The sequence below is a fragment of the Pseudonocardia nantongensis genome (assembly GCF_046546495.1).
Lineage (GTDB): Bacteria > Actinomycetota > Actinomycetes > Mycobacteriales > Pseudonocardiaceae > Pseudonocardia > Pseudonocardia nantongensis.
Map to the genome: position 1 here is coordinate 177685 of NZ_JBKGXT010000008.1, position 24615 is coordinate 202299.

At 71.3% G+C, this 24615-nt stretch carries 30 protein-coding genes and 1 pseudogene; 18 read left to right on the forward strand and 13 right to left on the reverse strand.

Features of this window, described 5'->3' with window-relative positions; all coding sequences use genetic code 11:
- Position 1: 1 nt before the first annotated feature.
- From ACLFMI_RS11130 to ACLFMI_RS11140, 3 genes are read left to right on the forward strand one after another with little or no spacing between them, the layout of a single operon-like run.
- Positions 2 to 430, forward strand: a complete 429-nt coding sequence (locus tag ACLFMI_RS11130) for a nuclear transport factor 2 family protein (protein WP_410947707.1) — start codon at positions 2 to 4, stop codon at positions 428 to 430.
- The gene (locus ACLFMI_RS11135) at positions 427 to 864 is read left to right on the forward strand and encodes a nuclear transport factor 2 family protein (RefSeq protein ID WP_410947708.1); all 438 of its coding nucleotides are present in this window, start codon (positions 427 to 429) and stop codon (positions 862 to 864) included. The genes ACLFMI_RS11130 and ACLFMI_RS11135 overlap by 4 nt, the downstream gene beginning before the upstream one ends.
- Positions 861 to 2216 (forward strand): MFS transporter, encoded by a 1356-nt coding sequence (locus ACLFMI_RS11140; RefSeq protein WP_410947709.1) that lies wholly within the window; start codon positions 861 to 863, stop codon positions 2214 to 2216. The genes ACLFMI_RS11135 and ACLFMI_RS11140 overlap by 4 nt, the downstream gene beginning before the upstream one ends.
- Here ACLFMI_RS11140 and ACLFMI_RS11145 read toward each other — a convergent pair.
- Positions 2185 to 2985, reverse strand: coding sequence for an SDR family NAD(P)-dependent oxidoreductase (locus ACLFMI_RS11145; protein ID WP_410947710.1), 801 nt, complete (start codon positions 2983 to 2985; stop codon positions 2185 to 2187). The genes ACLFMI_RS11140 and ACLFMI_RS11145 overlap by 32 nt on opposite strands.
- A gap of 69 nt (positions 2986 to 3054) precedes the next feature.
- Here ACLFMI_RS11145 and ACLFMI_RS11150 point away from each other — a divergent pair, with 69 nt between their 5' ends.
- Entirely contained in the window at positions 3055 to 4407 is a 1353-nt protein-coding gene (locus ACLFMI_RS11150; protein ID WP_410947711.1) for a phytoene desaturase family protein, read from the forward strand.
- 20 nt (positions 4408 to 4427) lie between these two features.
- Here ACLFMI_RS11150 and ACLFMI_RS11155 read toward each other — a convergent pair whose 3' ends face one another.
- Positions 4428 to 5252 carry a VOC family protein gene (locus ACLFMI_RS11155; RefSeq protein ID WP_410947712.1) on the reverse strand — a complete coding sequence of 275 codons (825 nt, stop codon included), beginning with the start codon at positions 5250 to 5252 and terminating at the stop codon, positions 4428 to 4430.
- 190 nt (positions 5253 to 5442) lie between these two features.
- On the opposite strand from ACLFMI_RS11155, the gene ACLFMI_RS11160 reads away from it, so the two are divergent.
- The 3 genes from ACLFMI_RS11160 to ACLFMI_RS11170 all read left to right on the forward strand — a co-directional run bounded on the left by ACLFMI_RS11160 (position 5443) and on the right by ACLFMI_RS11170 (position 7875).
- Complete coding sequence (locus tag ACLFMI_RS11160) at positions 5443 to 6276, forward strand: mycofactocin-coupled SDR family oxidoreductase (protein ID WP_410947713.1); 834 nt, start codon at positions 5443 to 5445, stop codon at positions 6274 to 6276.
- Between the two features lie 10 nt (positions 6277 to 6286).
- Complete coding sequence (locus ACLFMI_RS11165; protein ID WP_410947714.1) at positions 6287 to 7120, forward strand: mycofactocin-coupled SDR family oxidoreductase; 834 nt, start codon at positions 6287 to 6289, stop codon at positions 7118 to 7120.
- A gap of 110 nt (positions 7121 to 7230) precedes the next feature.
- Positions 7231 to 7875 (forward strand): TetR/AcrR family transcriptional regulator, encoded by a 645-nt coding sequence (locus tag ACLFMI_RS11170; RefSeq protein WP_410947715.1) that lies wholly within the window; start codon positions 7231 to 7233, stop codon positions 7873 to 7875.
- 15 nt (positions 7876 to 7890) lie between these two features.
- Here ACLFMI_RS11170 and ACLFMI_RS11175 read toward each other — a convergent pair whose 3' ends face one another.
- A complete protein-coding gene (locus ACLFMI_RS11175) occupies positions 7891 to 9198 on the reverse strand; it encodes an MFS transporter (RefSeq protein WP_410947716.1) in 1308 nt (435 codons plus the stop codon).
- Positions 9195 to 9479 carry an FCD domain-containing protein gene (locus ACLFMI_RS11180; RefSeq protein ID WP_410947717.1) on the reverse strand — a complete coding sequence of 95 codons (285 nt, stop codon included), beginning with the start codon at positions 9477 to 9479 and terminating at the stop codon, positions 9195 to 9197. The genes ACLFMI_RS11175 and ACLFMI_RS11180 overlap by 4 nt, the downstream gene beginning before the upstream one ends.
- A 125-nt stretch (positions 9480 to 9604) precedes the next feature.
- Here ACLFMI_RS11180 and ACLFMI_RS11185 point away from each other — a divergent pair, with 125 nt between their 5' ends.
- On the forward strand, positions 9605 to 9853 hold the full coding sequence (locus ACLFMI_RS11185; RefSeq protein WP_410947718.1) for a hypothetical protein: 249 nt from the start codon (positions 9605 to 9607) through the stop codon (positions 9851 to 9853).
- Between the two features lie 329 nt (positions 9854 to 10182).
- Here the strand turns inward: ACLFMI_RS11185 and ACLFMI_RS11190 are convergent, their stop codons facing one another.
- A complete protein-coding gene (locus ACLFMI_RS11190) occupies positions 10183 to 10332 on the reverse strand; it encodes a hypothetical protein (RefSeq protein ID WP_410947719.1) in 150 nt (49 codons plus the stop codon).
- A gap of 221 nt (positions 10333 to 10553) precedes the next feature.
- On the opposite strand from ACLFMI_RS11190, the gene ACLFMI_RS11195 reads away from it, so the two are divergent.
- The 4 genes from ACLFMI_RS11195 to ACLFMI_RS11210 all read left to right on the forward strand — a co-directional run bounded on the left by ACLFMI_RS11195 (position 10554) and on the right by ACLFMI_RS11210 (position 12822).
- Positions 10554 to 11669: an L-dopachrome tautomerase-related protein gene (locus tag ACLFMI_RS11195; RefSeq protein ID WP_410947720.1), complete on the forward strand. Its 1116-nt coding sequence runs from the start codon at positions 10554 to 10556 to the stop codon at positions 11667 to 11669.
- Between the two features lie 240 nt (positions 11670 to 11909).
- Positions 11910 to 12083: a cytochrome ubiquinol oxidase subunit I gene (locus tag ACLFMI_RS11200; protein WP_410947721.1), complete on the forward strand. Its 174-nt coding sequence runs from the start codon at positions 11910 to 11912 to the stop codon at positions 12081 to 12083.
- Entirely contained in the window at positions 12053 to 12346 is a 294-nt protein-coding gene (locus ACLFMI_RS11205) for a hypothetical protein (protein ID WP_410947722.1), read from the forward strand. Before ACLFMI_RS11200 ends, ACLFMI_RS11205 begins: the two co-directional genes overlap by 31 nt.
- Entirely contained in the window at positions 12343 to 12822 is a 480-nt protein-coding gene (locus ACLFMI_RS11210) for a hypothetical protein (RefSeq protein WP_410947723.1), read from the forward strand. The genes ACLFMI_RS11205 and ACLFMI_RS11210 overlap by 4 nt, the downstream gene beginning before the upstream one ends.
- A gap of 39 nt (positions 12823 to 12861) precedes the next feature.
- Here ACLFMI_RS11210 and ACLFMI_RS11215 read toward each other — a convergent pair.
- Positions 12862 to 13083, reverse strand: a pseudogene (locus ACLFMI_RS11215) (IS5/IS1182 family transposase); the annotation flags it as partial.
- Positions 13084 to 13141: 58 nt separating this feature from the next.
- On the reverse strand, positions 13142 to 14230 hold the full coding sequence (locus ACLFMI_RS11220; RefSeq protein WP_410947724.1) for an Ldh family oxidoreductase: 1089 nt from the start codon (positions 14228 to 14230) through the stop codon (positions 13142 to 13144).
- A gap of 142 nt (positions 14231 to 14372) precedes the next feature.
- Here ACLFMI_RS11220 and ACLFMI_RS11225 point away from each other — a divergent pair, with 142 nt between their 5' ends.
- Complete coding sequence (locus ACLFMI_RS11225) at positions 14373 to 15701, forward strand: MFS transporter (RefSeq protein ID WP_410947725.1); 1329 nt, start codon at positions 14373 to 14375, stop codon at positions 15699 to 15701.
- Between the two features lie 92 nt (positions 15702 to 15793).
- On the opposite strand, the gene ACLFMI_RS11230 is transcribed toward ACLFMI_RS11225, so the two are convergent.
- Positions 15794 to 17305 carry an aldehyde dehydrogenase (NADP(+)) gene (locus ACLFMI_RS11230; RefSeq protein WP_410947726.1) on the reverse strand — a complete coding sequence of 504 codons (1512 nt, stop codon included), beginning with the start codon at positions 17303 to 17305 and terminating at the stop codon, positions 15794 to 15796.
- Between the two features lie 209 nt (positions 17306 to 17514).
- On the opposite strand from ACLFMI_RS11230, the gene ACLFMI_RS11235 reads away from it, so the two are divergent.
- Positions 17515 to 18126, forward strand: a complete 612-nt coding sequence (locus ACLFMI_RS11235; RefSeq protein ID WP_410947727.1) for a GntR family transcriptional regulator — start codon at positions 17515 to 17517, stop codon at positions 18124 to 18126.
- A 1-nt stretch (position 18127) separates the two neighbouring features.
- Here the strand turns inward: ACLFMI_RS11235 and ACLFMI_RS11240 are convergent, their stop codons facing one another.
- Positions 18128 to 18841, reverse strand: a complete 714-nt coding sequence (locus ACLFMI_RS11240; protein WP_410947728.1) for a ribonuclease activity regulator RraA — start codon at positions 18839 to 18841, stop codon at positions 18128 to 18130.
- A gap of 210 nt (positions 18842 to 19051) precedes the next feature.
- Between ACLFMI_RS11240 and ACLFMI_RS11245 the strand changes: the two genes are divergently transcribed.
- From ACLFMI_RS11245 to ACLFMI_RS11255, 3 genes are all read left to right on the forward strand, one after another.
- Positions 19052 to 19621: a hypothetical protein gene (locus tag ACLFMI_RS11245; protein WP_410947729.1), complete on the forward strand. Its 570-nt coding sequence runs from the start codon at positions 19052 to 19054 to the stop codon at positions 19619 to 19621.
- Entirely contained in the window at positions 19618 to 19899 is a 282-nt protein-coding gene (locus ACLFMI_RS11250; protein ID WP_458788580.1) for an AraC-like ligand-binding domain-containing protein, read from the forward strand. Before ACLFMI_RS11245 ends, ACLFMI_RS11250 begins: the two co-directional genes overlap by 4 nt.
- 157 nt (positions 19900 to 20056) lie before the next feature.
- The gene (locus ACLFMI_RS11255; RefSeq protein ID WP_410947731.1) at positions 20057 to 20332 is read left to right on the forward strand and encodes a helix-turn-helix domain-containing protein; all 276 of its coding nucleotides are present in this window, start codon (positions 20057 to 20059) and stop codon (positions 20330 to 20332) included.
- A 21-nt stretch (positions 20333 to 20353) separates the two neighbouring features.
- On the opposite strand, the gene ACLFMI_RS11260 is transcribed toward ACLFMI_RS11255, so the two are convergent.
- From ACLFMI_RS11260 to ACLFMI_RS11275, 4 genes are all read right to left on the reverse strand, one after another.
- Positions 20354 to 20593: a site-specific integrase gene (locus tag ACLFMI_RS11260; RefSeq protein WP_410947732.1), complete on the reverse strand. Its 240-nt coding sequence runs from the start codon at positions 20591 to 20593 to the stop codon at positions 20354 to 20356.
- 318 nt (positions 20594 to 20911) lie between these two features.
- Positions 20912 to 21736 carry a citryl-CoA lyase gene (locus ACLFMI_RS11265; RefSeq protein WP_410947733.1) on the reverse strand — a complete coding sequence of 275 codons (825 nt, stop codon included), beginning with the start codon at positions 21734 to 21736 and terminating at the stop codon, positions 20912 to 20914.
- Positions 21733 to 22908: a CaiB/BaiF CoA transferase family protein gene (locus ACLFMI_RS11270; protein ID WP_410947734.1), complete on the reverse strand. Its 1176-nt coding sequence runs from the start codon at positions 22906 to 22908 to the stop codon at positions 21733 to 21735. Before ACLFMI_RS11270 ends, ACLFMI_RS11265 begins: the two co-directional genes overlap by 4 nt.
- 73 nt (positions 22909 to 22981) lie before the next feature.
- Positions 22982 to 23788 carry an IclR family transcriptional regulator domain-containing protein gene (locus tag ACLFMI_RS11275; protein ID WP_410947735.1) on the reverse strand — a complete coding sequence of 269 codons (807 nt, stop codon included), beginning with the start codon at positions 23786 to 23788 and terminating at the stop codon, positions 22982 to 22984.
- 249 nt (positions 23789 to 24037) lie between these two features.
- On the opposite strand from ACLFMI_RS11275, the gene ACLFMI_RS11280 reads away from it, so the two are divergent.
- On the forward strand, positions 24038 to 24607 hold the full coding sequence (locus tag ACLFMI_RS11280) for a VOC family protein (RefSeq protein ID WP_410947736.1): 570 nt from the start codon (positions 24038 to 24040) through the stop codon (positions 24605 to 24607).
- Positions 24608 to 24615: the final 8 nt, after the last annotated feature.

Sequence of the window (24615 nt, forward strand, 5' to 3'; positions counted from 1 at the left end):
GATGACCGACCGGGCCACCGACGTCCAGCAGATCATCAACGCCACGCTGCGGTACGCGCGCGGCCTGGACCTGTCCGACCCGCAGGAGGCGCTCTCGGCCTACACCGAGGACGCCTCCTGGGACGCCACCGCGGTCGGGCTGAAGCGGTTCGAGGGGCACGAGGAGATCCTCGGCTTCTTCACCGCCGACGCGGGCGCGATGGACGAGCAGTTCCACATCATGACCAACCACATCGTCGAGTTCGACGGTCCGGACACCGCGCACGGCACGAACTACGTGTTCTCCGAGGGCACGACGAAGGCCGGGGCGTCGATCAAGGCGGTCGCGCTGAACCGGGACACCTACCGCCGGGTCGGTGACGACTGGAAGATCTCCGGGCGGGCCATCTCGCCGCTCACCACACCGCAGATGGAGGGGTTCGACGCATGACCTCGTCGGCCACCGGCGGGGACGTGGTCCGCGCCTACCTCGACATCATGAACCGGCTCGACATGGACGCGTTCGCCGAGCTGGTCACCGACGACGTCGTCGTCGCCCTGCCCTACGCGCCGGACCCGGTGCCGCAGCGCACCGAGGGCAAGGCGGCGGTGGTGGCGCTCTACGGCGGGTTCCCGTCGCTGGTGGCCCCGCTCGGCTTCCACGACGTCACGGTCCGCCCGCTCGGCGCCGCGGAGGAGGGCCGGGCCGAGGACTTCCTGGCCACCTACCGCAGCGACTCCACGATGCTGGCCACCGGCCTGCCGTACCGCAACGACTACATCAGCCTCTTCACCGTGCGGGCCGGCAAGCTCGCGGCGTTCACAGAGTACTTCGACCCGCTGGTGTTCCGGCTCGCCCAGGGAGCGACGGTGAGCGGGCCGTGAGCGGGTCCGCGCCGCCCGGGCGCGGCGGCGGGCCGGCCGTCGTCGCGTTGTGCTTCGCGACGATCGTGCTCGACGGCTACGACCTGGTCGTGTTCGGCGCGACGCTGCCGGTGATGCTGCGCGACCCGACCTGGGACATGACGACCGCACAGGCCGGCGCGATCGGCAGCTACGCCCTGGTCGGGATGCTGGTCGGGGCGCTCGCGGTGGGGGCGCTGACCGACCGGCTCGGCCGCCGCAAGGTCGTGCTGGCCACGACCGCCTGGTTCAGCGTCTCGGCCGGGCTGTGCGCGGTGGCGCCGAACCCGGAGGTGTTCGGGTTGCTGCGGTTCCTCTGCGGGATCGGCCTGGGCGGGATGCTGCCCACCGCGATCGCGCTGACCTCGGAGTACGCCCCGGCCGCCCGGCGCCAGGTCTACAACTCGGTGGTGCACGTCGGCTACTCCACCGGCGGGGTGGTGGCCACCCTGGTCGCGATCCCGGTGCTGCCGGCGGTCGGCTGGGAGGTCATGTACCTGATCGGGGCGGTGCCCGCGCTCGTCCTGCTGCCGCTGGCCTACCGGTACCTGCCGGAGTCGCCGGCGTTCCTCGTCGCGCACGGCCGCGACGACGAGGCCCGGGCGCTGGCGTTGCGGCACGGCCTGGACCCCGACGACGTCCTCGGCCGCGAGTCCGCTCCCGCGGCGACGACCACGGCCACGACGGGACCGGGGCTGCGGGCCACCCTGGGGGAGCTGTTCGGTCCCGGCTACCGGCGCCGCTCGGTCGTGTTCGCGCTGGTCGGCTTCTGCGGCCTGCTGCTCACCTACGGGGTCGGCACCTGGCTGCCGGAGATCATGCGCTCGTCCGGCTTCGCGCTCGGGTCGGCGTTGTCGTTCCTGCTCGTGCTCAACCTCGGCAACATCGTCGGGAGCCTGCTGGTCGCCCGGATCGCCGACCGGGTGGGCTCGCGCCGGGTGGTGCCCGCGGCGTTCGCGACGGGTGCGGTGTGCCTGGTGCTGATGGCGCTCTCCCCGCCCGCGGTCGTGCTCTACCTGCTGGTGGCGCTCGTCGGGTTCGGGGCGATGGGTGCGCAGATCCTGGTGAACGGGTTCGTCGCGGCCTCGTACCCCGCCCGGATCCGGGCCACCGGGCTCGGCTGGGTGGTCGGGTTCAGCCGGCTCGGCGGGATCGCCGGGCCGCTGGTGGCCGGACTGGTGCTGGCGTCCGGGGTGGGTGTGGGCTGGAACTTCGCTTTCTTCGCCGCGTTCGCCACCGCAGCGGTGCTGCTCCTGCTGGCACTCGGCCCGACCGGAGTGCCGGACACCGTGGTGCCCGGGGTCAGGTCCCGGGACGGGGGAGCGCGGCGGTGATGCCGCCGTCCACGGTGAACACCTGACCGGTGGTCCAGCGGGACTCGTCGGAGCACAGGTGCAGGGCCAGCGATGCCACCTCCTCCTCGGCGCCCAGCCGGCGCAGCGGGTAGGCACCGGCGATACGGTCCGCGGCCTCGTCGAGAGCGAGGCCGGCGCCGGTGCCCGCCCCGGCGGCGTACGTGTCCCGGACCAGCGGTGTCGGGACGGTCCCGGGCGCGAGGACGTTCACCCGGATCCCGTGCGGCCCGTAGTCGACCGCGGCCTGCCGGGCCATCCCGATGCAACCCGCCTTGGCCGCCGCGTACGGGAAGATCCCCGGCACCCCGCGCAGCCCGCCGACGCTGGCCTGCACCACCACCGACCCGCCGCCCTGGGAGACCATCGCCGGCAGAGCCCAGCGGAACGACAGCCACTTGCTGGTGAGGTTGACCGCGAGCACCCGATCCCACTGCTCGAGCGGGGTGTCCGCGGCGGTGCCGGCACCGGCGATCCCGGCGCAGGCGTAGACGGCGTCGATCCGGCCGAACTCCGCTTGTGCCCGCTCGGCCGCCGTGCGGGCCTGTTCCGGATCGGTGAGGTCGGCGGTCGTCGCCAGCGCGCTGCCACCGGCGTCGGTGATCGCGGCGGCCGTCGCCTCGACGTCCGGATCCCGGTCCACGCACAGCACCCGCGCGCCCTCCCGGGCGAACAGTGCAGCGGCCGCCCGCCCGATGCCGGACGCCGCCCCGGTGACGACCGTGCACTTCTGGTCGAGCCTGCCGTTCATGACTGCTCCTTGCCCGTGGATGGGTATCGTGCCACCGTTCTACCAAACGAACGGTAGTCGGGAGGGTCCGTGACGCACGACGTGATCGTGATCGGGGCGGGGGCGTCCGGGCTGGTGACCGCCTGCCTGCTCGCCGAGCGCGGGAAGCGGGTGCTGCTGCTGGAGCGTCGCGCGGACCTGGGCGGGCGAGCCCGCGAGTTCGTCCATCGTGGACACCGGATCGGGCTGGGCAGTCACCTCGTCGAGGACCCGGGGGACTCGCTGACCCGGGTGTGCGAGCAGATCGGGCACGAGCTGGTGCACTCCCCGCAGAGCGACTCGATGCCGTTCTGGAGCAACGGCTCCGGCTGGGCGCCGATCCAGGAGCAGTATGCCGGGACGTCGAAAGCGGGGCTCAAGCGCTGCATCACCGCGCTGGCCGAGACGTCCTACGAGGAGCTGGAGACCTGGAACCACGCCTCGCTGCGCGAGTGGATGGCCCGGCACACCTCCGACGAGGGCGTCTACACCGTCTGGGAGGCCATCTCGGTGCTGGAGCAGATCACCCTGCGCCCGCACGAGCACTCGGCCTCGGAGAACCTCTACACCCGCAAGCTGCACTACGGGAGCCGGCGCACCGCCGGGTACTCGTTCTGGCCGATGGGCGGGTGGGACGCGCTCTGGCACGCGATGGCCGACCGGTTCCGCGCGCTGGGCGGCGAGCTCCGCACCTCGGCCGCGGTCTCCCGGGTGCGGGTCGAGTCCGGCGCGGTCCGCGGAGTGCGGCTGGGCGGCGGGGAGGACGTCGACGCACCCCAGGTCGTGGTGTCGGCGCCGGTCTGGGACCTGCTGCGGCTGTTCGACGACGACGTCCTGCCCTGGGAGCTCACCGAGCGGGTCCGGATGCTGGCCCGCAACCGCAACCGGGCCTGCTGGATCGGCTACTGGATCGCGGCGCCGGAGCCGGTGATCGCGTCCAGCGAGCGGGAGATGGCCTCGTTCCTGTCCACCCCGCGCTGCGGGCTGCCCGGGTTCACCCTGAACTTCACCGGCTACGACGCCGACGTCTCCCCGGCCGGGGAATATCTGACCTGCGTGGGTGCCTCGTTCGACGCGACCGAGCACTACGGCGACCGGGCGTGGCTGGACCGCAAGTTCGCCGAGCTGCGCGCCGACATCGAGGAGATGATGCCCGCCGCGCGCGGGGCGCTCTGGTGGAAGCCGCACGTGGTGAACAACTACGGCGTGATCACCAAGCCGGGCCTGGTCGGCCCGGTGCGGCCGGACACCCGGGTGCGTGGGATCGAGGGGCTGTGGCTGACCGGGGACACCGTGCGGGCCCGCGGGATCGGCATCGACAAGGCGGCCCGGGCCGGGATCACCACCGCCGAGTCGGTGCTGGGGGACCGGTTGCCGGCGTTCGCCGGGACGATGCGGTACTGAGCGGGTGCCCGGTCACGGCGCTACCGGCCCGGGCGCAGGACGACCGGGTAGCCGTCCGGGTCGTGCACGCGCAGCGCACCCGGGACGCTGCCGCGATCGGGACGGCCACCGCCGGGCACGGCCGCGGCGAGTGCGGCCGGGTCGTCGGCCCGCAGCACCAGCCGGGACGACGCCGGGTCGGCGTCGCGCGCGATCGCCGGGTGCCGTTCGATGCCGTGGTAGGCGAACAGCTCGATCGACGACGGTGCGCCGGGCAGATCCAGGAACGCCGTGTCCAGCGACTCCGGCGTCAGCCCGACCACCCGTGCCACCGCGGCGCCGGAGCGGGTGCCGCGATCCCGCAGCCGGGCACCGAGCGCGGTCCAGAAGGCCAGCGCGTCGTCCAGATCGGACACGGTGATCCCGTGGTGGAAGAACCCGGTCACCGCTCCCGGCCCTTCGCCGGTGCGCCCGGCCGGACGGTAGAGCTCGACGACGAACCCGTCCGGGTCGACGGCGTAGACCGCCTCGGCCCCGGCGTGCGGGCCGCGGGTGATCGCGACGACGTCCCCGCGGGTCCCGAATCCGGCCGCCCGCAGCCGGGCGGTGACCGTGGCGGCATCGTCGACGTAGAGGCACAGGTGCGCGAAGCCGGGGTCGCACGGCCGCGCCGACGCGGGGTAGCGGGGCACGCCGGGGTGTTCCTCCAGCCGCCAGGTCCGTCCGCCGGGCAGCGCCAGATCGGTCACGGTCCGGCCGTCGGCGTCCCGGACCCGGGTGACGTCCAGGCCCAGCCCGTCCCGGTAGTAGGCGAGCGAGGCCGCAAGGTCCCGCACGGTGATCGCGCTGCTGTCGTATCCGGGCATCGGAACTCCACACGGGTCTTGTCGGCGACTCGGCGACCTGCGTAGTTTCTACCAAACGAACGGTAGAGCAAGGAGGCTCGGCGATGGTCCGCTCGTTCGGCGGCGTCACGCAGTCCGGCCTCGGCCCGGACGGCGGCGTCGAGGGCGTCGCGCCGTACCTCGAGACCACGATGATCGAGGAGGTACCGGCGTGAGTGGACGGGTCGAGGGGAAGGTCGCGTTCGTCACCGGCGCGGCCCGGGGGCAGGGCCGCAGCCACGCGCTGCGCCTCGCCGGGGAGGGCGCGGACATCATCGCCGCGGACCTCTGTGGACCGGTCGCGGCGATCGGGATGTACCCGCCCGCGACGCGCGATGACCTGGACGAGACGGTCCGGCAGATCGAGGCGCTGGGCCGGCGGGTGCACGTGCAGGTCGCCGATGTCCGGGACCGTGCCGCGCTGAGCGCCGTGGTGGACGCCGGTGTCGCCGAGCTCGGCCGGCTCGACGTCGTCTGCGCCAACGCCGGGGTCTTCGAGATCTCGCCGTCGCTGGAGGTCACCGACGACGACTGGCGCGAGATCATCGACATCAACCTCACCGGCGTCTGGAACACCTGCCGGGCCGCGCTACCGCACCTGACCGCCTCCGGCGGCGGCTCGATCGTGATCACCAGCTCCACCGCCGGGATCAAGGGCACCCCGAACACAGTGCACTACACGGCGAGCAAGCACGGTGTCGTCGGGGTGATGCGGACGCTCGCGGTCGAGTTCGCCGGGCAGGGCGTGCGGGTCAACACGGTGCACCCGACCGGCGTCGACACCGACATGATCATGAACGAGAAGACCTGGGGGCTGTTCCTGCCCGAGGTCGAGGGCCCGACCCGGGACCAGGCGGCGAAGGTCTTCGAGACCACGAACGCGTTGCCGGTGCCGTGGGTGGAACCGGCCGACATCTCGAACGCGGTGCTCTGGCTGTCGTCCGACGAGGCCCGGTACGTGACGGGCGTGATGCTGCCCGTCGACGCCGGCTACACGATCCAGTAGGAGGTAGGGCATGTCCGGACGGATGGAGGGCAAGGTCGCGTTCGTGACCGGGGCCGCCCGCGGGCAGGGCCGCGCGCACGCGGTGCGGCTCGCGCTGGAGGGCGCCGACGTCATCGCCGTCGACCTCTGCGCACCGGTGGGCAGCGTCGACAAGTACCCGGCGGCGACGATGGAGGACCTGGACGCCACGGTCGCCGAGGTCGAGGGGCTGGGCCGGCGGATCGTCGCCTCGGTCGCCGACGTCCGCGACGGCGACGGCCTGGCCAAGGCGCTCGACGCCGGTGTCGCGGAGCTGGGCGGGCTGGACACCGTCGTCGCGAACGCCGGGATCGCCAGCTACGGGATGTCCTGGGAGCTCTCCGAGCGGCAGTGGCAGGACATGCTCGACGTGAACCTGACCGGGGTCTGGCACACCGCGAAGGCAGCCGTGCCGCACCTGCGCCGGCGCGGCGGCGGCTGCATGGTCTTCACCAGCTCGATCGGCGGGCTGAAAGGGATCCAGCAGGTCGGGCACTACGTCGCGGCCAAGCACGGCCTGGTCGGGCTGATGCGCACGATGGCGAACGAGCTGGCCCCGCAGCGGATCCGGGTGAACACGGTGCACCCGACCAACGTGGACACCCACATGATCCAGAATCCGGGGACCTGGGGCATGTTCGCGCCGGGCGACCCGGAGCCCACCCGGGAGAAGGCGATGGACGGCTTCCGGTCGCTCAACGCGCTCCCGGTGCCCTGGGTCGACGTCGACGACATCGCCAACGCGGTGCTGTTCCTGGCCAGCGAGGAGGCCCGTTACGTCACCGGGGTCGCGCTGCCGGTCGACGCCGGCGCGAACGTCCGGTGACGGATCCTCCGGAGCGGCCGGACCGGTCAGGTGTTCTACCGGCCGGACGGTAGACTCCGCCGACCCGTGACACGCGGGTCCTCGACACGGCCGGGAAGGGGCGTGACCAGGTGCGACAGCCGGCAGGACGCAGCGCGCGGCGCTCCGGTGGGGAGCGCAAGCCCCGCGAGGAGCGCTGGGCCGAGCTGATCGAGGTCGCGACCCAGGTGTTCTACGACAAGGGCTACGACGGCGCGTCGTTGCAGGACATCGCGGACCGCCTCGGGATGCTCAAGGGCAGCCTCTACTACTACATCCAGTCCAAGGAGGACCTGCTCTTCGACGTCATCTCCTCGGTGCACAAGGACGGCCTGGCGGTGGTCCGGGGCCGCGCCGAGGTCGACGGCTCGCCGCTGCACCGGCTCCGTTCGGTGATCGTCGGGCACGTGGAGCACACCTGCCGCAACCTGGTGCCGACGGCGGTGTTCCTGCACGAGCTCGCCGCGCTGCCGCTGGAGCGGCGGGAGGAGGTGCTCGGCAGCGAGCACGCCTACCAGGGCGTGTTCCGGGACCTGATCGAGCAGGCCCAGAAGGCCGGGGACGTCCGGTCCGACCTGGACCCGCGGCTGGCGACGCTGTCCGTGCTCGGCTCGACGAACTGGGTCTACCGCTGGTTCCGCCCTGGTGGCGCCTTCACACCGGAGCAGATCGGGGCCGAGCTGGCCGAGCTGACGATCCGCGGGATCGCCACCGAGCAGGGACTCGGCACGGTCTGATCCCGTGCCGGGGGCTCACCGGGTGAAGGCCCCGGCGTCGGCCAGGTCCGCCGTGCGGGTCTCGTGCAACCCGTACACGCAGAGCCCGCTGATCAGCGCGAGGCCCGCGACCAGCACCGACACCGGCCACGAGGAGCCGGCGGAGGCGACGAGGCTGGTCGCCAGCAGCGGGGCGATGCCGCCGCCGACGATGCTGGAGGCGTTGTAGCCGATCGACGCGCCGGTGTAGCGGTAGCGGGTGGCGAACAGCTCCGGCAGGAAGGCGCCCATCGGCGCGAACACCCCGGCGAAGGCGATCATCGCGACCGAGAAGCCGATCGTGATCAGCACGCCGTTGCCGGTGCCGAGCAGCCAGAACAGCGGGAACGCCCACAGCACGGCGAGCACGCAGGCGTAGAGGCAGACCCGACGGCGACCGAGCCGGTCGGACAGCACCGCCAGCACCGGGGTCGCGACGCCCATGACGGCGGCCGCGACCATCGCCGCGACCAGCAGCGTCGTCCGGCTCAGGTCGAGCTGATCGGTGCCGTAGGCGAGGCTGAACGTGGTCACCGTGTAGAAGATCGTGTGCGTGATGATCATGCCGCCGGTGGCGAGCAGCAACGACCGCGGCTGGCGTCGGACGACCTCAGCGATCGGTGCCTTCGTCCGCTCCTGCTCGCGCACCGCCTTCTCGAACACCGGTGTCTCGGCGATCTTGAGCCGGATGTAGAGCCCGACGATCACCAGCAGCGCGCTGGCCAGGAACGGCACCCGCCAGCCCCAGGCGGCGAACTGCTCCTCGGACAGGGCCGCGGACAGCGCGAGGAAGCCGCCGCTCGCGATGACGAACCCGACGGCCGGGCCGACCTGCGGGAAGCTGGAGTAGAGGCCGCGCCTGCCCTCCGGGGCGTGCTCGGTGGCCATTAGCACCGCGCCGCCCCACTCGCCCCCGAGGCCGAAGCCCTGCAGGAACCGGCACAGCACCAGCAGCACCGGGGCGGCGATCCCGATCGAGGCGAAGGTGGGCAGCAGCCCGATCGCGACGGTGCCGATGCCCATCGCGAGCAGCGAGACGACCAGCGTCGCCTTGCGCCCGATCCGGTCGCCGAAGTGTCCGAACGCGACCGCGCCGACCGGGCGGGCCACGAACCCGACGCCGAGCGTGGCGAACGAGGCCAGCGTCGCGCTCAGCGGGGACAGGTCCGGGAAGAACAGCGTGCCGAACACCAGCGCGGCGGCGGTGCCGTAGATGTAGAAGTCGTAGAACTCGATCGCGGTGCCGATGAAGCTCGCGACCGCGATCCGCCGTGCCGACATCGTCGGCGTCCCGGTGTCGGTCATGTGTTCCCCTCGGTGGTCATGCGGCGCAACAGGTCGGGTCCGAACCGGGTGACGTGCGCCCGGGCGGCGGCCTCGGCACGGGCCGGGTCGCCGGAGACGACGTCGTCGAGCAGCGCCTGGTGGCTGGTGGCGATGTCGCCGATGGCGGGATAGAGATCGCGGGAGAGCCGGAAGATGTGCAGCAGTGGGGCGCTGATCGTCTCCCAGGTGTGCAGCAGCCGGCGCCGCCCGGACAGCTCGTGGATCCGGCGGTGCAACGCGAACGCCGGCGCCACCGTCACCGGCCTGCTCCACGCCCTGGAGTACCACCCCGACCGACCCGAGACCCGCGATGATCCGCAGCGGGTCGCGGGCCCGGCATCGCGAGCCTGGCGACCCCGGCGCCGGCGCGGCGCCGGTGTCGGCGGTGGTGCAGCGTCAGCATCCGCTGCTCAAGTTGTTGCACCTGCAGGGTCTGGAGCGGCGCTATACCGACGAGCACGGCCCGGCCTCGGCGGAGCGGATCGCGGTGCTGTGCCGGCAGGCGACCGTGCACGAAGTCCTGGCCGAGCGCGCCGAGACCGCCGCCGACCGGGACGAGCACCGGGCTCGGGCCGCGGCGCTGCGCCAGACCCGGGAACGACTCGGCGATGCGGCTGAACCGGCCGGCCGGTGACCGAGTCCCATGAGCACACGGCGGTCTCGCTGCCGGTCGAGTCGAGCGGCAACCGTGAGCTGGAACGCCGCGTCACACCCGATGGCCATCCGGGCCCACTCGGCGAGGTCGCACCTCGCAGGTCGGGCGACGAGCAGGGCTACCTGCCGATCATCGAACTCGGGCGGGATGGCAAGGACCGGCGCGGCTGGGACCTCGTGATCGCGCGAGCCACGAGATCAGACCGATCCCATGGCTGTCGCTCTCGTCGGACACGATCGGTCTGATGCCGTCCCGCCGGGGAAGGTCGGTCAGCTGAGCACCAGGGGTTCGGCGGCGACCTCGACACTTCAGCACACCCGGTCGCTCACCCGTTCGGCCAGCAGCGCGGGAAGCTCGTCGGCGAGCTGCTCGGCTACGTGGTGCGGGTCGCCCGGATCGGCGAGCAGGCCCAGCACGACAATGGCCGGACGGTCCGACTCATTGCTCTCGGTGGTCATCGGTGACGTTCTCCCCGGGGCGGACTGTGGGGTGCCACCCTGCACATACCCCCAGGTGGGGCGGCCGCAACCACGGTGTGGCCGGACCTGTCGCCGCCAGGAAGGGAACCAGCCTGTGGCTGCCCCGATGCTGCGCTCCTAGCTAGCACCCGTGACGATTGGTGCCGGGCCCACCCGGGTATGCGATGGGTCCACATTCGCGCGCTTGCCGAGGAGTTCCCGTGAGCACTGCCGCCGCCGACCAGCCGCTGGGCACCCTGGAGACCGTCGCGACCTTCGAAGGGCCGATGCCGACCGGGGTCACGGTGTCGCACACCGGGAGGGTCTTCGTGAACTTCCCGAAATGGGGCGACGACGTCACCGCGACGGTGATGGAGGTCCGCGACGGCGAGTGCGTGCCGTATCCGGACCAGGCGAGCAACGATCCCGCCCACGACGCCGACGACCGGGCCCTGGTGTCGGTTCAGAGCGTGGTGGTGGACCCGCTCGACCGGCTCTGGGCGCTGGACACCGGCAGCCCGCAGTTCCAGCGCACGCAGGTGGGCGGGCCGAAGCTGGTGTGCATCGACCTGGCCACCGACACCGTGGTGCAGACGATCGTCCCGCCGCGCGAGGTGGCGCTCGAGGCCACCTACCTCAACGACATCCGGTTCGACCTGCGCCGCGGCGAGGCGGGCACGGCGTTCATCACGGACTCCTCCGACGGCGGCGCGAACGGGATCGTCGTGGTCGACCTGGCGTCCGGGCAGAGCCTGCGGCGGTTGCACGACCACCCGTCAACCAAGCCCGAGAGCCTCGACACCTTCCGCCCGGTGATCGAAGGACGCCCGTGGATGGTGCGCCCGCCGGACGGGCCGCCCCGTCCGGTCGGGCTCGGTTCCGACGGCATCGCGATCTCCTCCGACGGCGCGCGGCTCTACTACTGCCCGTTCACCTCCCGGCGGCTCTGGAGCGTCTCGGTCGACGCGCTGCTGGACCCCTCCCTCGATGACGACGGGGTGGCCGCCACCGTTATCGCCGAAGGTGACAAGGGCAGCGCGTCGGACGGCCTCGAGACCGACGATGCGGGCAGGCTCTACGCCACGGCATACGAGCACAACGCGATCCTGCGCCGGCTGGCGGACGGGCAGTGGGACACGGTGGTGCACGATCCCCGGTTGTTGTTCCCGGACACCCTGTCGGTGGGCACCGACCGGCACCTCTACGTCACCGCCAACCAGCTGCACCGCCAAGCCGCCTACCAGGGCGGCAAGGATCTCCGCGAACGGCCGTACCACGTGTTCCGGACCCCGATCGACGCCGGACCCGTACTGCTGCGACCGGCCGCAGGCAGCTGAGCCGGTGCCGCGCGCAGATGCTGGATCTCATCGTCGCCGCCGGTTTCGGCGCCATCCCCGATCGGCCAGGAGTATCTGGCTGCGGGCGCGGCAGATGCAGGCGCTCTCCTTCGTCGTGCACATCCCGCTGGTCTGCTTCGGGATCGCTTTCCCGCGATGGTGCTGTTCGTGGAGTGGATGTACCTGCACACGGGTGATGACCTCTACCGGACGCCGGCACGCCGCTAGACGAGGTTTCTGGTGGCTCCGTTCGCGGCCGGAGTGGTCACCGGGACCATCTTGAGCGTCGAGATAGGTCTGCTGTGGCCGGGCTTCACTAGCACGTTCGGCAGCGTGCTCGGCTTCGCGATCGAGGGCTTCTCGTTCCTCGAGCGCCGGTGCCGGTGGCGCAGCGCACGCTGGGTGCCGGGGTAGTCGTCGGCGGGGAGGCCGTGGCCGGCCTGGTGGTCGTGCGCCTGGACGCCCGCCGGCTCTACCCAGGACTCGTGACCGGCGACGGCGTCCGCCCTGATCGTGTCGATCGTGGCGGGCTCGCGACCCTCGTGCTGGTCTGGCTGCGCCGCTTCGAGCTGGCCCGCTACAGCGCCGCGCTGGCCGTTGCCGGCGTCGCCGACGTGCTTCCCGGAAGAGCCCGGCGGCTGCAGGCGTTGTACCTGCGGAGGTGGTTGCGCGAGTGACCGAAGAAGAAGTCCGATGCATCGAATGTGGTGAGCGGCTGCCCGCCGAGCGGGCGGAGCTCGGCTACCGGTACTGCACGAAGAGGTCATGCCAGGAGATCCACCATCCCGGGCTGGCAATCACCACGTTCGGCGTGAACAAGAGCGCCGACCAGATCATCGTCGCCGATCCGGACGAGCTCCGACGACCCGGACGGGCCGGCGAGTTCGGACGCAAGGACACCGAGGTGGGGCTGGACTACCGCCAGCCTGCCCCGCCGGTGCCGCGGCCGGGTCCGGCGAAGGTCCCAGCGCAACGGCGGGCGCCCGCCCGGCGTCCGTGGACCGCCGAGCAGGAGAAGATCGTCCGGCTGTACCACGAGATGGGGCTCAGCCCGAGCCAGATCACGGCACGGGCGCGCGAGTACGCCCCGCGGCTGCGGATCACCGAAGCGCTCGTGGTAAAGATCATGTCGGTGCCACCGCGGAGGACATGACCCCTTAGCTTGCTCTTTAGAGCGACCGGCAAATGATCGTTAGCGGAGGCGCCGGGTTGTGGGTCTGGTCGGCCAGCGGTACCCGCTGCGCGCACGGTTGATCAGCCGGCGGATCACGGTCAGGGTGGCGGCGAGGTACAGGTAGAACTCGACGATGATCTTGTGCTGGTCGGTGAACCTGCGGAGCTTTCCGTAGCCGTTCATCCACGAGTGGGTGCGCTCGACCGGCCAGCGCTTGCCGACCTGGATCGGGGCGGGGACCCACCGTCACCAGCATATTTCAGCGGTGGATCCAGGCTGAGCGCCCCCTGCCGGCCGTCTATGCGGACGCGGGCAGGGTGACGTCGAAACGCTCGGAGAGCCCGACGAGGTCGTTCCACGTGGCGTCCGCGAGCGGGATCCCTGCCTCGGAGCGCGCGGCCCGCGCCCTCAGTTCCGGCTCGCCGGGCAGTAGTGGACCGGCCTCCACCGACCGCGCCGGGGCCCGCTTGATCCCGGCCGAGGCCGCCCCGACCAGTTCGGGGTAACCGTCTCCGGAGAACGTGGCGGGGTCGAGCACCAGCACGAACATGCCGGACACTCGGCCCCGGGGGTCGCCGTCAGCTGCGACCTGGGCGCCGAGCACGGTGGGGTCGGTGTCCCCGACCGCGGACAGCCCGCCGAGCAGCGCCGAGGTGAGCGCCAGCCCGTACCCCTTGTGGCCCGCGACGTCCCCACCCAGGGGCAGTAGCGCTCCGCCGGCGTAGAAGTCGTCGGGGTTCTGGCTGGGCTCGCCGGACGGGTCCACGATGCAGTCGGGCGGAAGGGTCTTGCCGGTCGCCCGGGCCAGCCGGACCTTGCCCTCGGCGACGGTGGACATCGAACCGTCGAACATCACCGGGTCGCCTGTGCTCGGAAACCCGAACGACCAGGGGTTGGTCCCGAAGTAGCGTCCGCGCGCTCCGGGCATCCCGACGCCGCCGACCTGCTCGCCGACCGAGCCGGCCGTGATCATCGCGATCAGGCCCTTGTCCGCGGCCCGCTCGGAGTACTCACCGAGCCGTCCGACGTGCATCGACCGCCGGATCGACACGGCCGCGACCCCGTGCTCCACGGCTCGCTTCATGGCCCAGTCGAGCGCCATCGCGGAGGAGTACTGACCGAAGCCTCGTTGTGCGTCCATGACCGCGACGGCTCCCGCGTCGGTCAGAACCGTGGGCCTGGCCGCCGGGGACAAGGCGCCCTGGTCGATCTGGCCCACGTACTGCGGCAGCCGGGCGACACCGTGGGAATCATGGCCAGACAGGTTGGCGCGCACCAGGTGCGACGCCACCTCGGCCGCGATGTCGGCGGGCGATCCGAGCCGCTGGATGAGCGCCGTCGTGAACTCGGTTAGGGGGCCGGCGGAGGTCAGGAAGCCGTTGGACATGTCGCTCCTCGGGGTCGTGCACCTGCGATCGGTGCTTCCGCAGGTCCGTTGACTGGTACTGGAACATCATATGCTGATATACCGAACCTACACCGAGTTTCGAGCTCGTCGATCTCGCCTATCGGAGCAGCTAGGAGATCTCATGGAAGAGGGCCAGCTCATGCACGACGAGCGGCCGGCCGGCGCATCCGGGGGGAAGCCCCGTCGCCGCACCCGCGTCCGTTGGATGATCATCGCGATGGCGGCGATCGGCACCGCCATCGCGTACATCGACCGGGCCAACCTGGGTGTCGCGCTCCCCTTCATCGAGGACGACCTCGACCTGGACCCGGCCCTGCAGGGCGTCATCCTGTCGTCGTTCTTCTGGACGTATGCGGTGGCGCAGCTGCCGTCGGGATGGCTCGTCGACCGCCTCGGCGCCCGGGTGATGTTCGCGGCGGCGGCCGCATGGTGGGGCATCTTCACGGCCGCCGTCGCGGTGGCAAGGGGATTCACCTCGCTGCTCGGGCTGCGCATGCTGCTCGGCCTCGGCGAAGCACCGATCATGCCGTCCAACACCAAGGTCGTGTCGGAATGGTTCCCCCGCCGCGAACGGGCCTTCGCCTCCAGCGTCTTCAACTCCGGCACCGAGGCCGGCTCCGCGCTGGCGTTGCCGATCTGCACCATCTTGATCGGGCTGCTCGGCTGGCAGTGGTCCTTCGCCGTTACCGGTCTGCTCGGGGTGCTCTGGGCGATCGGCTGGTTCACCTTCTACCGGAAGCCGCGCGAGCACCGGCTCGCCTCGGCCGAGGAGGTCGCCTACATCGAGGGCGGCAACACCCTCGTCGCCGAGGAGGACAGGGCGGCGGAGAAGGCCCTGCGCTGGCGGGACCTGCTGCGCTACCGGACCGTGTGGGGGATGGTGGTCGGCTACGTGTGCCGGGCGTCGGTCGTGTACTTCTTCGTCACCTGGTTCCCCAGCTACCTGGTCGAGGCCCGGGGGATGGAGCTCCTCGAGATCGGGATCTACGGCGTCATCCCCGGCATCGCCTCGATCGCGATGGGGTGGGCCGGCGGCTGGCTCGGTGACCTCATGGTCCGCCGCGGCGTGCGGTTGGCCCTGGCCCGCAAGGTCCCGCTCGTCGTCGGCATGCTGGGCGGCTCGCTCATCGCGCTCGCCGCGATCGCTCCGGGTGTCGGCCAGGCGATCGCCCTGCTCGCCATCTCCTACGGGTTCCTCGGCTTCGCCGGCGGCGCGGTCTGGTCCCTGCCCGCGGACGTGGCGCCCAGTGCCCGGAACGTGGCCTCGTTGGCCAGCCTGCAGAACTTCGGCTCCCAGATCGGTGGGATCTTCTCCCCGCTGGCGGTCGGAGTGATGGTCAGTGCCACGGGCGGGTACGTGCTCCCGCTACTGGTCATCGGAGCCGTCACGATCCTGGGTGCGGCGATCTACGCCTTCGTGATCAAGGTCGAGCCGCTGACGGTGAGCTGACCGAGACAGGCCCGGACAGACCCACCGCCGCACGAGAACGGCCGCCGCGAGTATCGCGGCGGCCGTTCTGGTGGCAGACGCCCTCGGAGCCGTCAGCCCGGGATCACCGGCCGGCCCCAGCGGGACGACTCGCCGGCCGCGTTGACCGTGCGGGGCAGCCCCAGCGGGTTGTCCTCGCGCAGCTCGGCCGGGAGCAGCGCCTCCGGTGCGTCCTGGTAGACCACCGGCCGCAGGAAGCGCTCGATCGCGGTGGCGCCCACCGACGTGTGCAGCGACGCCGTGGTCGACGGGTACGGGCCACCGTGGTGCATCGCGGGAGTCACCGCGACGCCGGTCGGCCAGCCGTTGAACAGCAGCCGGCCCACGCGGGACCGCAGCGCCTGCACCAACGGGGCCAGCTCAGCGCCGTCGTCCGGACCGGTGTGCAGGGTGGCGGTGAGACTCCCGGGAAGCTGGTCCACGACCGTCATCAGGTCCTCGACGTCGGGGTATTCGACGACGATCGACAGCGGGCCGAAAACCTCGTCAAGCAGCTCGTCCCGGTGCTCGAGGAGCGCCCGGATGTCGGTCGCGACCAGGGTCGGCGCCACGGCGAGGCCGTCCGCGGTGGCGCCCTCGGCCAGGATCCGGACCCCCGGGGCGGCGACGACCTCGGCGCGCCGCATGACGTAGCCGGCGTGCACACCGTCCGTCAGCATCCGTGCATTCGGCACCGCCGCCGCACCGTCGGTGAGAGCGCCTTCCAGGCCGTGTCCCGCGGGCAGGAAGAACAGCCCCGGGCTGGTGCAGAACTGTCCGGCTCCGAGCGTGAAGGACCCGACGTAGCCCGCAGCGATCTCAGGGCCGCGGGCCGCGATCGCGGACGGGGTGGCGATCGCGGGGTTGATGCTGCCCAGCTCGCCGTAGAACGGGATCGGCACCGGCCGGGAGGCGGCGATGTCACCCAGCGCCCGGCCCGCCGGCACCGATCCGGTGAACGCGGCCGCGGCGATCCGGGGGTCACGCAGCGCGGCGATCCCCGTGTCGACGCCGAACACAACGGCGAAGGTGCCGTCGGGGGCTCCCGCACCGCGCAGCGCCTCGGTCACGATGCGCCCGGTCCGCGCGGACAGCTCCGGATGCCCGGGGTGGGCCTTGAGGACCACCGGGCACCCGGCGGCGAGCGCGGAGGCGGTGTCGCCACCGGCCACGCTGAAGGCGAAGGGGAAGTTGCTGGCCGCGAACACCAGCACGGGGCCGATCCCGAACTTCGCCCGGCGCAGCTCGGGGCGCGGTCCGAGCACGAAGTCCGGGTCGGCGCGGTCGACGACCACCCCCGCGTAGTGACCGTCCGCGAGAACCTCGACGAACATCCGGAGCTGGGTGGCGGTCCTTGTCAGCTCGCCGCGCAGCCGGGCCTCCGGCAGGCCGCTCTCGGACATCGCGATCGGGACCAGTTCCCCGGCGGCGGCATCGAGCCCCTCGGCCACCGCGGCGAGCATGCCGGCCCGTTCCTTCGGTGGGAGTGCCGCGAATGGCCCGGCCGCGGCGGCAGCGGCGGCGAGCGCCGACTCCAGCTCCTCGGCCGCGGTGTCGGTCTCGACCGTTCTGGTCTGGGTGGGCACGGGTGACTACCTTTCCGTCGATCCGTCCGGCGCCGTCACGCGGTGTGCTGATCCACGGGCATGATCGTGCGCAGGGTAACTGTAGTATACTGGTATATTCTGTACCGTTCACTGTTCGACGCCTGCCTACGGCATGGGAGAGACCACACATGGTGCAGACCGCTTCTGATCTTTCGCCGCTCCCCTTGCTCAGCTCCCGTTCGAGCCTGGTGGCGGAGGCGATCCGGGAGGCGATCCTCACCGGCACGCTGGCGCCGGGATCGGAGCTCGTCGAACGGAATCTCGCGGAGAGGTTCGGGATCTCCAAGACGCCCGTGCGCGAGGCGCTCATCAGTCTGGCTCGCAGCGGGCTGATCACCATGTCGCCGAATCGGGGATCGGTGGTGCGGGTGCTCGACGCAGCCGCCGTGCGGTCGGTCTACGAGATGCGGGTCCTGCTGGAGCCGCACGCGGTCCGCCGCGCCACGACGGATTTCCCTACGGTGGAGCTCGACCGGGCCCGGGAGCTTCTCCGCCAGTCCCGCGAGGCCATCGACGGCGGGGAGTACGCCGCGCTGAGCATGGCCAACCGCCGGTTCCACCGGCTGCTGTACTCCCATTGCGGCAACCCGCTGATCGTCACAGCGCTCGACGAGCTGCAGGACCAGCTCGCGCTCTTCGCCGTCTCGATGCTGTGGCGCGACGACTCCCCGAGCTGGGAGCCGGAGTACGCCGAGCACGAGGAGATCCTCGGCGCCGTCGCCGCCGGGGACGTCGACGGCGCCGAGGCTCTGATGCGAGCACACATCGACCACTCGCTGGAGAAGATCCCGGCCGACTAGCTCAGCCGGCGGCCCGGTAACGCGCCAGCGTGGCCTCGTCCGGGGGGTAGGTGCCGCGCAGCGGGGCGCCGTTGTCGATCTCGCCGAGGATGAACTCCTCCAGTTTCTCCTGGTCGACGGCGGCCTGTGCGATCTCGGCGGCGAGTTCCCGCGGCACGCAGACGACGCCTTCGTCGTCGCCCACCATGATGTCGCCCGGGTAGACGGGCACGCCTGCGCAGCCGATCGGCACCTGCATGTCGACGGCGTGGTGGCGGGCTAGGTTCGGCGACGCGGACGCGCCGGCCGAGAACGAGGGGAAGTCTGTCTGGCTGATCGCGGGCGAGTCCCTGAGCGAACCGTCGGTCACGAGTCCGGCCAGCCCGCGTCGCATCATCCTGGTGACCAGGATGTGTCCGGCCGACGCGGCGTGTGAATCACCACGGCAGTCCATCACCAGCACCTGCCCCGCGGGCACGGATTCGACCGCGAGCCGCTGCGGGTGGTCGTAGTCCTTGAAGACGGCGAGGGTGTCGAGGTCCTCGCGAGCCGGGATGTTGCGCAGGGTGAAGGCCTCGCCGACGAACTTGGTGCGGTTCGGGTTGACGGGCGCCAGCCCCACCATGAACGCATTTCGCAACCCTCGGGCGAACAGCTGGGTGGTCAACGTCGCGGTACTGGCGCGGCCCAGCAGCTCGAGCACGGCGGGGTCGACGGACGTGATCTCTTTGGTCATGATCCTCCTTGGTGTATCAAGATACGATATACCAGAAGCTGAGGTGGTCGGCCCGCGGGCGGGTCACGAAAGGGCCTGAGAGGGAACAGGACCGGTGGCGACACGACCACGCCTCGTCCGGGTTCGGGACGGCCGGGCTCCGCGCGAGAGCGACGTCGCTGCGGACGTCGGCTTCGCGTGCGGCTGGCCCGTGGGGCGCCCGCAGCGGCGGTGGCGTGGCTGCAGCGGGCGCTGGCCGAACCGCCCGCGCTCGACGAGCGCGGCGAGGTGCTCCTCGAGCTGGGCGTCGCCGAGCCGCGCCTCGGCTCCCGGGCGGCGATCGACCACCTGCGTGCGGCGACGGAGATGACCACTGAACCGAAACTGCGCGTCCGGGCGGTGCGGCAGCTGGCGAGCGCGCTGACCCGGTCGGCACGAGCCGACGCGGCGGTGACGGCGATCGAGTCCGCGATTCCCGCGATCGAGGAAGTGGACCGGGAGCTGGCGCTGCTGCTGGAGGCGGATCTCGCGAGGCATGTCCGGCAAGCAGGCACCGAAGCGCGCGCCGGAGCGTCGCGACGTCTTTCCCGTCTGTCCGACCTGGAACGAGGCACACCGGGTGCGCGCCAGGTGTACATCAGCCGCGGGTTCGAGAAGGCCCGCGGCAGCCGCCGTTGCAGTACTAGGTCCACGCACATACGCCCGCGCCCGACGCCGCGGGTACTCCGGCACCGCGGGCCTAGGCCTCGCCTGATCAGCGGTCGCTGTCACGGACAGCGCTCAAGGATGGGTGGCTCGTGAGCCGGGGCAGACACGGTGTCGTTACGTCGGTGACCGGACAGGCAACTGTGTTTCGGGCGGACACACCGTCGTTAATCAGCCACTGGGACGCGACCTGCACGGTGCTGGGGGTCAAGTTCGACCGGGACTGGCTGGACCGTGAGGCCGAGCGGGTCCTGGCCCTGGAGCCGGTCCGCGCCGCCGGGGCGCTCCCCGAACAGCTTGGATTGGCCGGGAACAGCGGGAGGGACTGGCGGAGGCTGGTCGGGGGCCTGGCCGGACAGCTCCGTGGACCATGATTGTTTGCCGATCAGGCCGTCGTGCGTGAGCAGCTCGCCGGCGCGGTCACGGCCGGCTTCCTCTTGGCAAGCTGCCCCGACCTGGGTTCTGGGTCCAGCACCTCGTCCGCTCGCGATCGGGCGGGGCGTCGACGCAATCAGGGACGACCCGGCTCGGGTGGACCGCCGCGGACATGGCGAGCCTGGCCGGGACCAGCGTGCGCCGGATGCAGGAGGGCTTCCAGGAGCGGGCAGGCTGCTCACCGACCGAGCAGCTCGTCGGTGTCCGGCTGCAGCATGCCGCGCGGACATCGAAGGCGACACCGGGCTATCGGTCAGCGAGATCGCCGCCCGGTGGGGATTCTCGAGCGCAAGCCGGTTCGCGGCGGCTTACCGACGACGCTATGGCCACCCGCCGTCGCTGGCACGCCGGACAGGGCGATTCGAACCCTAGAGCCATGTACCTCTGCGCGACTCACAGGGTGAACGCCATTCGGGCCCGGGTCATCAGATGCCCCATGTTGGTGGCTGCGTTCGAGGCCCGGGCGTTCTCGACCCGCACGTAGCCGCCGGCCGAGGCGAGTGAGCGGTGCTGGGTTTGTGCGGCGATCTCGCGGTCGAAGGCGCCGCGTAGGTGGGCCCAGGTAACGAACGCGGCCCGCAGCGAATGCGGGCTGTATCCGGCGGCGCGCCGCGGTCGACCGCGGCCGGGCACTTCACGGAGTCCGTTACCGGCGGACGAAGCGGTCGGCGGCGAAGACCGCCGCTGCCCTGCCCGCGTCCGCGTCCGCGTCCGCGTCCGCGAATGATCGTTCGTAGATTCCCGTAACGCCAGCAGTGTGCCGGGGCCAACCTCGGCCGGTCGGATAGATCTCAGTTCATGAACGCCCTTTCCGACTCGTCGCTCGTCGCGGACACGGCGCACCGGAACGAGGCCGCCGTCTTCAACGCCGCGCTGCGAGCGTTCGGCGAGGCCGGCTTCGGGTAGCGGTCCGTGAAGTCGGTCAGCGCGGCGGGGCCCCGGGGGCCAGGCTCACTGCAGGTCGTCGCCGAGGTCGGGCTGCGGCGGTACCGGCCGGCTATTTTGGTCTACGGAAAGGAAGACCTCGTTTGCAACGGGGTTGCGCAGCTCTTCGGCGAGCTGGCCGAGCAGGCCAGCGGTGCGGGCGAGCAGGGCGAAGCCGCGCAGCAGCTCCAGCGGGAGCCGGAGGTCGGCAAGTGCGGCGCCGCAGGCGCCGGCTCCGTTGATCGGCAGCTTCTGTCCGACGATCTCCTGGTGCACTCGGCCGATCGCCTCGAGCAGCCGCAAGTGCGGGCCGCAGTGGCCCGCCTCGCGGGCGATCTCGTATAGCCGCGGGACCCGGGGGTCGCCGTCCTTGTGCACGTGGTGGCCCAGGCCGGGGACGAACCGGCCCGCGGCCTGCCGCGTGCGGACGGCCTCCCGGGCCAGTTCATCCCAACACTCGTCGGTGGTAGGCAGTGCGGCGGCGGCTACGAGCACGTCGTGCAGGAAACGGCCGCAGTCCTCGGTCACGCCCAGGAAGCGGGAGCCCCCGCCCAGCAGTCCGGCAGCGAGCGCGCCCTGCACGGAGTCCGGCGCAGACAGGTAGGTCAGGCGGGTGGTGATCGCTGTGGGGGTGAACCCGTGGTCGGCCAGCGCCGCGAGCACTGCCTCGAAGACCCGGACCTCGTCGGGCTCGGGACGTCGCTGGGTGACCAGCCAGAAGGCGAGCTCGCCGAAGCCGACCTCGCCCATGACGTCCGCGGCGAGGTCTTTCCCGAGCAGCGTGATGGCATGGCGGGAGGAGGCCCCGAGCGCAGTCTCGTACTCGATCGTCCGATTCTCGGTGCCGGTCACGCCGAGTCCGCCAACCATTCGCGGATCTTGGAGCCGTGCTGGTCGTGCTGCGGCGGCGGCAGCCGGTACGCGACCGGGCTCGTCGACAAGCGGATCGGGTTGCGGGTGGTGGGCACGGCCTCGGTCCCCTCACCGACCTCGACGACCGGGTCCAGTCCGAAGCGCTCGGCCATGGCGAAGCCACCGTCGATGGTGTTGATCGGGCCGCACGGTACTCCGACATCGTTCAGCAGGTCGAACCACTCGAGCGCGGCTCGGGTGCGCAGCCGGTCCACCAGCAGCGGGCGCAATTCCTCGCGGTTCGCGGTGCGTTCGGTGTTGGTCGCAAAGCGCACGTCGTCCGCGACGGCGGGGATGTCGAGGACCTTGCACAGTGCCCGGAACTGGCCGTTGTTCGCCGCGGCGATGATCAGGTCGTTGTCGGCGGTCGGGAACGGCTCATACGGGAAGACGCTGGGATGCGCGTTGCCCATCCGGTAGGGGACGGTATCCCCCGCGACCCAGGCCGAGCTGTGGTTCACCAGCCCGGTCAGCGCGGAGGAGAGCAGATTGACCTCCACGTGCTGGCCTTCGCCGGTGGCGTCCCGGTGGCGGAGCGCTGCCAGGATCCCGATCAACGCGTGGTTGCCCGCCATCACGTCGAAGACCGAAATGCCGGCGCGCAGCGGGTCGCCGTCGGGCTCGCCGGTGAGGCTCATCAGCCCGGACACCGCCTGGACGACGAGGTCGTAGCCAGGGATGTGTCGCCCTGGGCCGGAGCCAAAGCCGGAGATGGACGCGTAGACGAGCGCGGGATTTGTGGTCTGCACCGAGTCGAAGTCCAGGCCGTACTTGCCCAGTCCGCCCGGGCGGAAGTTCTCGACCAGGACGTCGGCGCGGCGGGCGAGCTCGCGGGCGGCGGCCGCATCGTCGGCGTCCCGCAGGTCCAGGGAGACCGAACGCTTTCCGCGGTTGACCCCGAGGTAGTAGGTGGACCGGCCGTTGCGTAGGGGCGGGGTCCAGCTGCGGGTCTCATCGCCCTCGGGGCTCTCGACCTTCACCACGTCGGCGCCGAGATCGGCCAGCAGCATGGTCGCGTAGGGGCCGGCGAGGACGCGCGAGAAGTCCGCCACGAGCAGCCCCGAGAGAGGCCCGCGCGCTCCGCCCTGCGGGGCAGCCTCCGTAGATGTCACCAGGATCCTCCCTCTGTCCGACTGACGGACAACTGTCCGCCAAGGCCGATTCTGCGTGAGGGCGCCTCCTTCGTCAATGCACTCTGGTGATCTCCGCGCGGGGCAGGGCGGACGCTCGGGCGAAGTCCAGGCTGATCGCGGCGGCGGCCTCGAGCAGTCTGGGCAGAAGAGTCTGCAGGAGTGTGTCCATGGACGTTTCCGAGGCGTGACAGTTGACATTGAGCGCGCCCATGACCCGGCCGGTGCCGTCCCGCAGCGGGGCGGCGACCGAGCGGATACCCAGGGCCAATTCCTGGTCGGTGCTGGCCCAGCCGCGGGCGCGGACGTCCCGCAGCTCGCGCCCGAGCTCGACGGGGTCGACGGGGTGTCGGGCGGTCAGGCCCGAGCGGCTGGGTAGCGCCAGCGTGCGGTCGGCCTCTTCCGGCGGCAGCGCGGCGAGCAGGACCTTGCCCAACGATGTGACGTACGCGGGGAACCTCGTGCCGATCTCGACCCGCAGCGCGACGATCTTCGGTGCCGCCACCCTGGCCACGTACACAATGTCGGACCCGTCGAGCTGAGCCACCGAGCAGGACTCGTCGGTCGATCGCCCCAAGTCCTCCATGTGCGGCTGGGCCATGTCCCAGAGCCCGGTGGAGGCAACGTAGGCCGTGCCCAGCTCCAGCACCCTCGGGGTGAGTGCGAACCGTCCGTCGGCGGCCCGCACGTAGCCAAGCTCGGCCAGGGTCAGCAGGATCCGCCGGGTGGTCGGCCGGGTGAGGTTCACCGACTCGGCGATCTCGGACAGGGACGGGGCACCACGCCGAGTGCCGAACGAGGTCAACACGTCCAGCCCGCGCGCAAGCGCCTCGATGAAATCGGGACCGGCGTCTCGGGCCACGGGAACCTCCACAGCTTCTGTCCGTCTAGCGGACAACGGATTCATCAGGAAACTACAGCTCGCGACCATAGTCGAAGCCCACTCCCGTGGGTCAGTGGCCGCATCGTCCGTTCTACGGACCGAACAACAGATCGCAGTCACTCTGGAGGCGCCAGGAAGGACTTGACACCGCGGCGAGTGAGCTCAAAAGTATGTATGTCCGTGCAGCGGACGTCTGTCCGACGATGTTGTTCATAGGAGGCCCCACAAATGTCGTCCCACCCCGTCGCCGAGCGCACCGAGGACGCCGACCACACCACGCTGCCCGCCCGACTGCACCACAACGCCTTTGTCACCCGCGACCAAGAGGCCACCCGGGCCTTCTACGAGAATCTGATCGGGATGCCGCTGGTCGCGACCTGGACCGAGGTCGAAGACCTGTTCGGTAAGGAGCGGACCTACTGCCACACCTTCTACGGCCTGGGTGACGGCAGCGCGCTGGCGTTCTTCCAGTTCGCCGACCCCGAGGACCAGACGCTGTTCGGGCCGGAGATGCCGCGCTCACCGTTCAGCCACATCGCGCTCAAGGTCACCGACGCGGTGCAGCGCGGCATCGAGGATCGGCTGCGCGCCGAGGAGTGGGACCCGGCCGAGACCTACGTGCTCGACCACGGGTACTGCCGCTCGCTCTACACCCGCGACCCCAATGGCCTGCTGCTCGAGTTCACCGCCGACGCGGCGAACGTCGAGGAGTTGAACGCCGTCCGGCTACGCACCGCCCGCGAGGACCTGGACCGTTGGCTGTCCGGCGATCACTCGCCCAACAACGACGTGCGCTGACCCTCGAC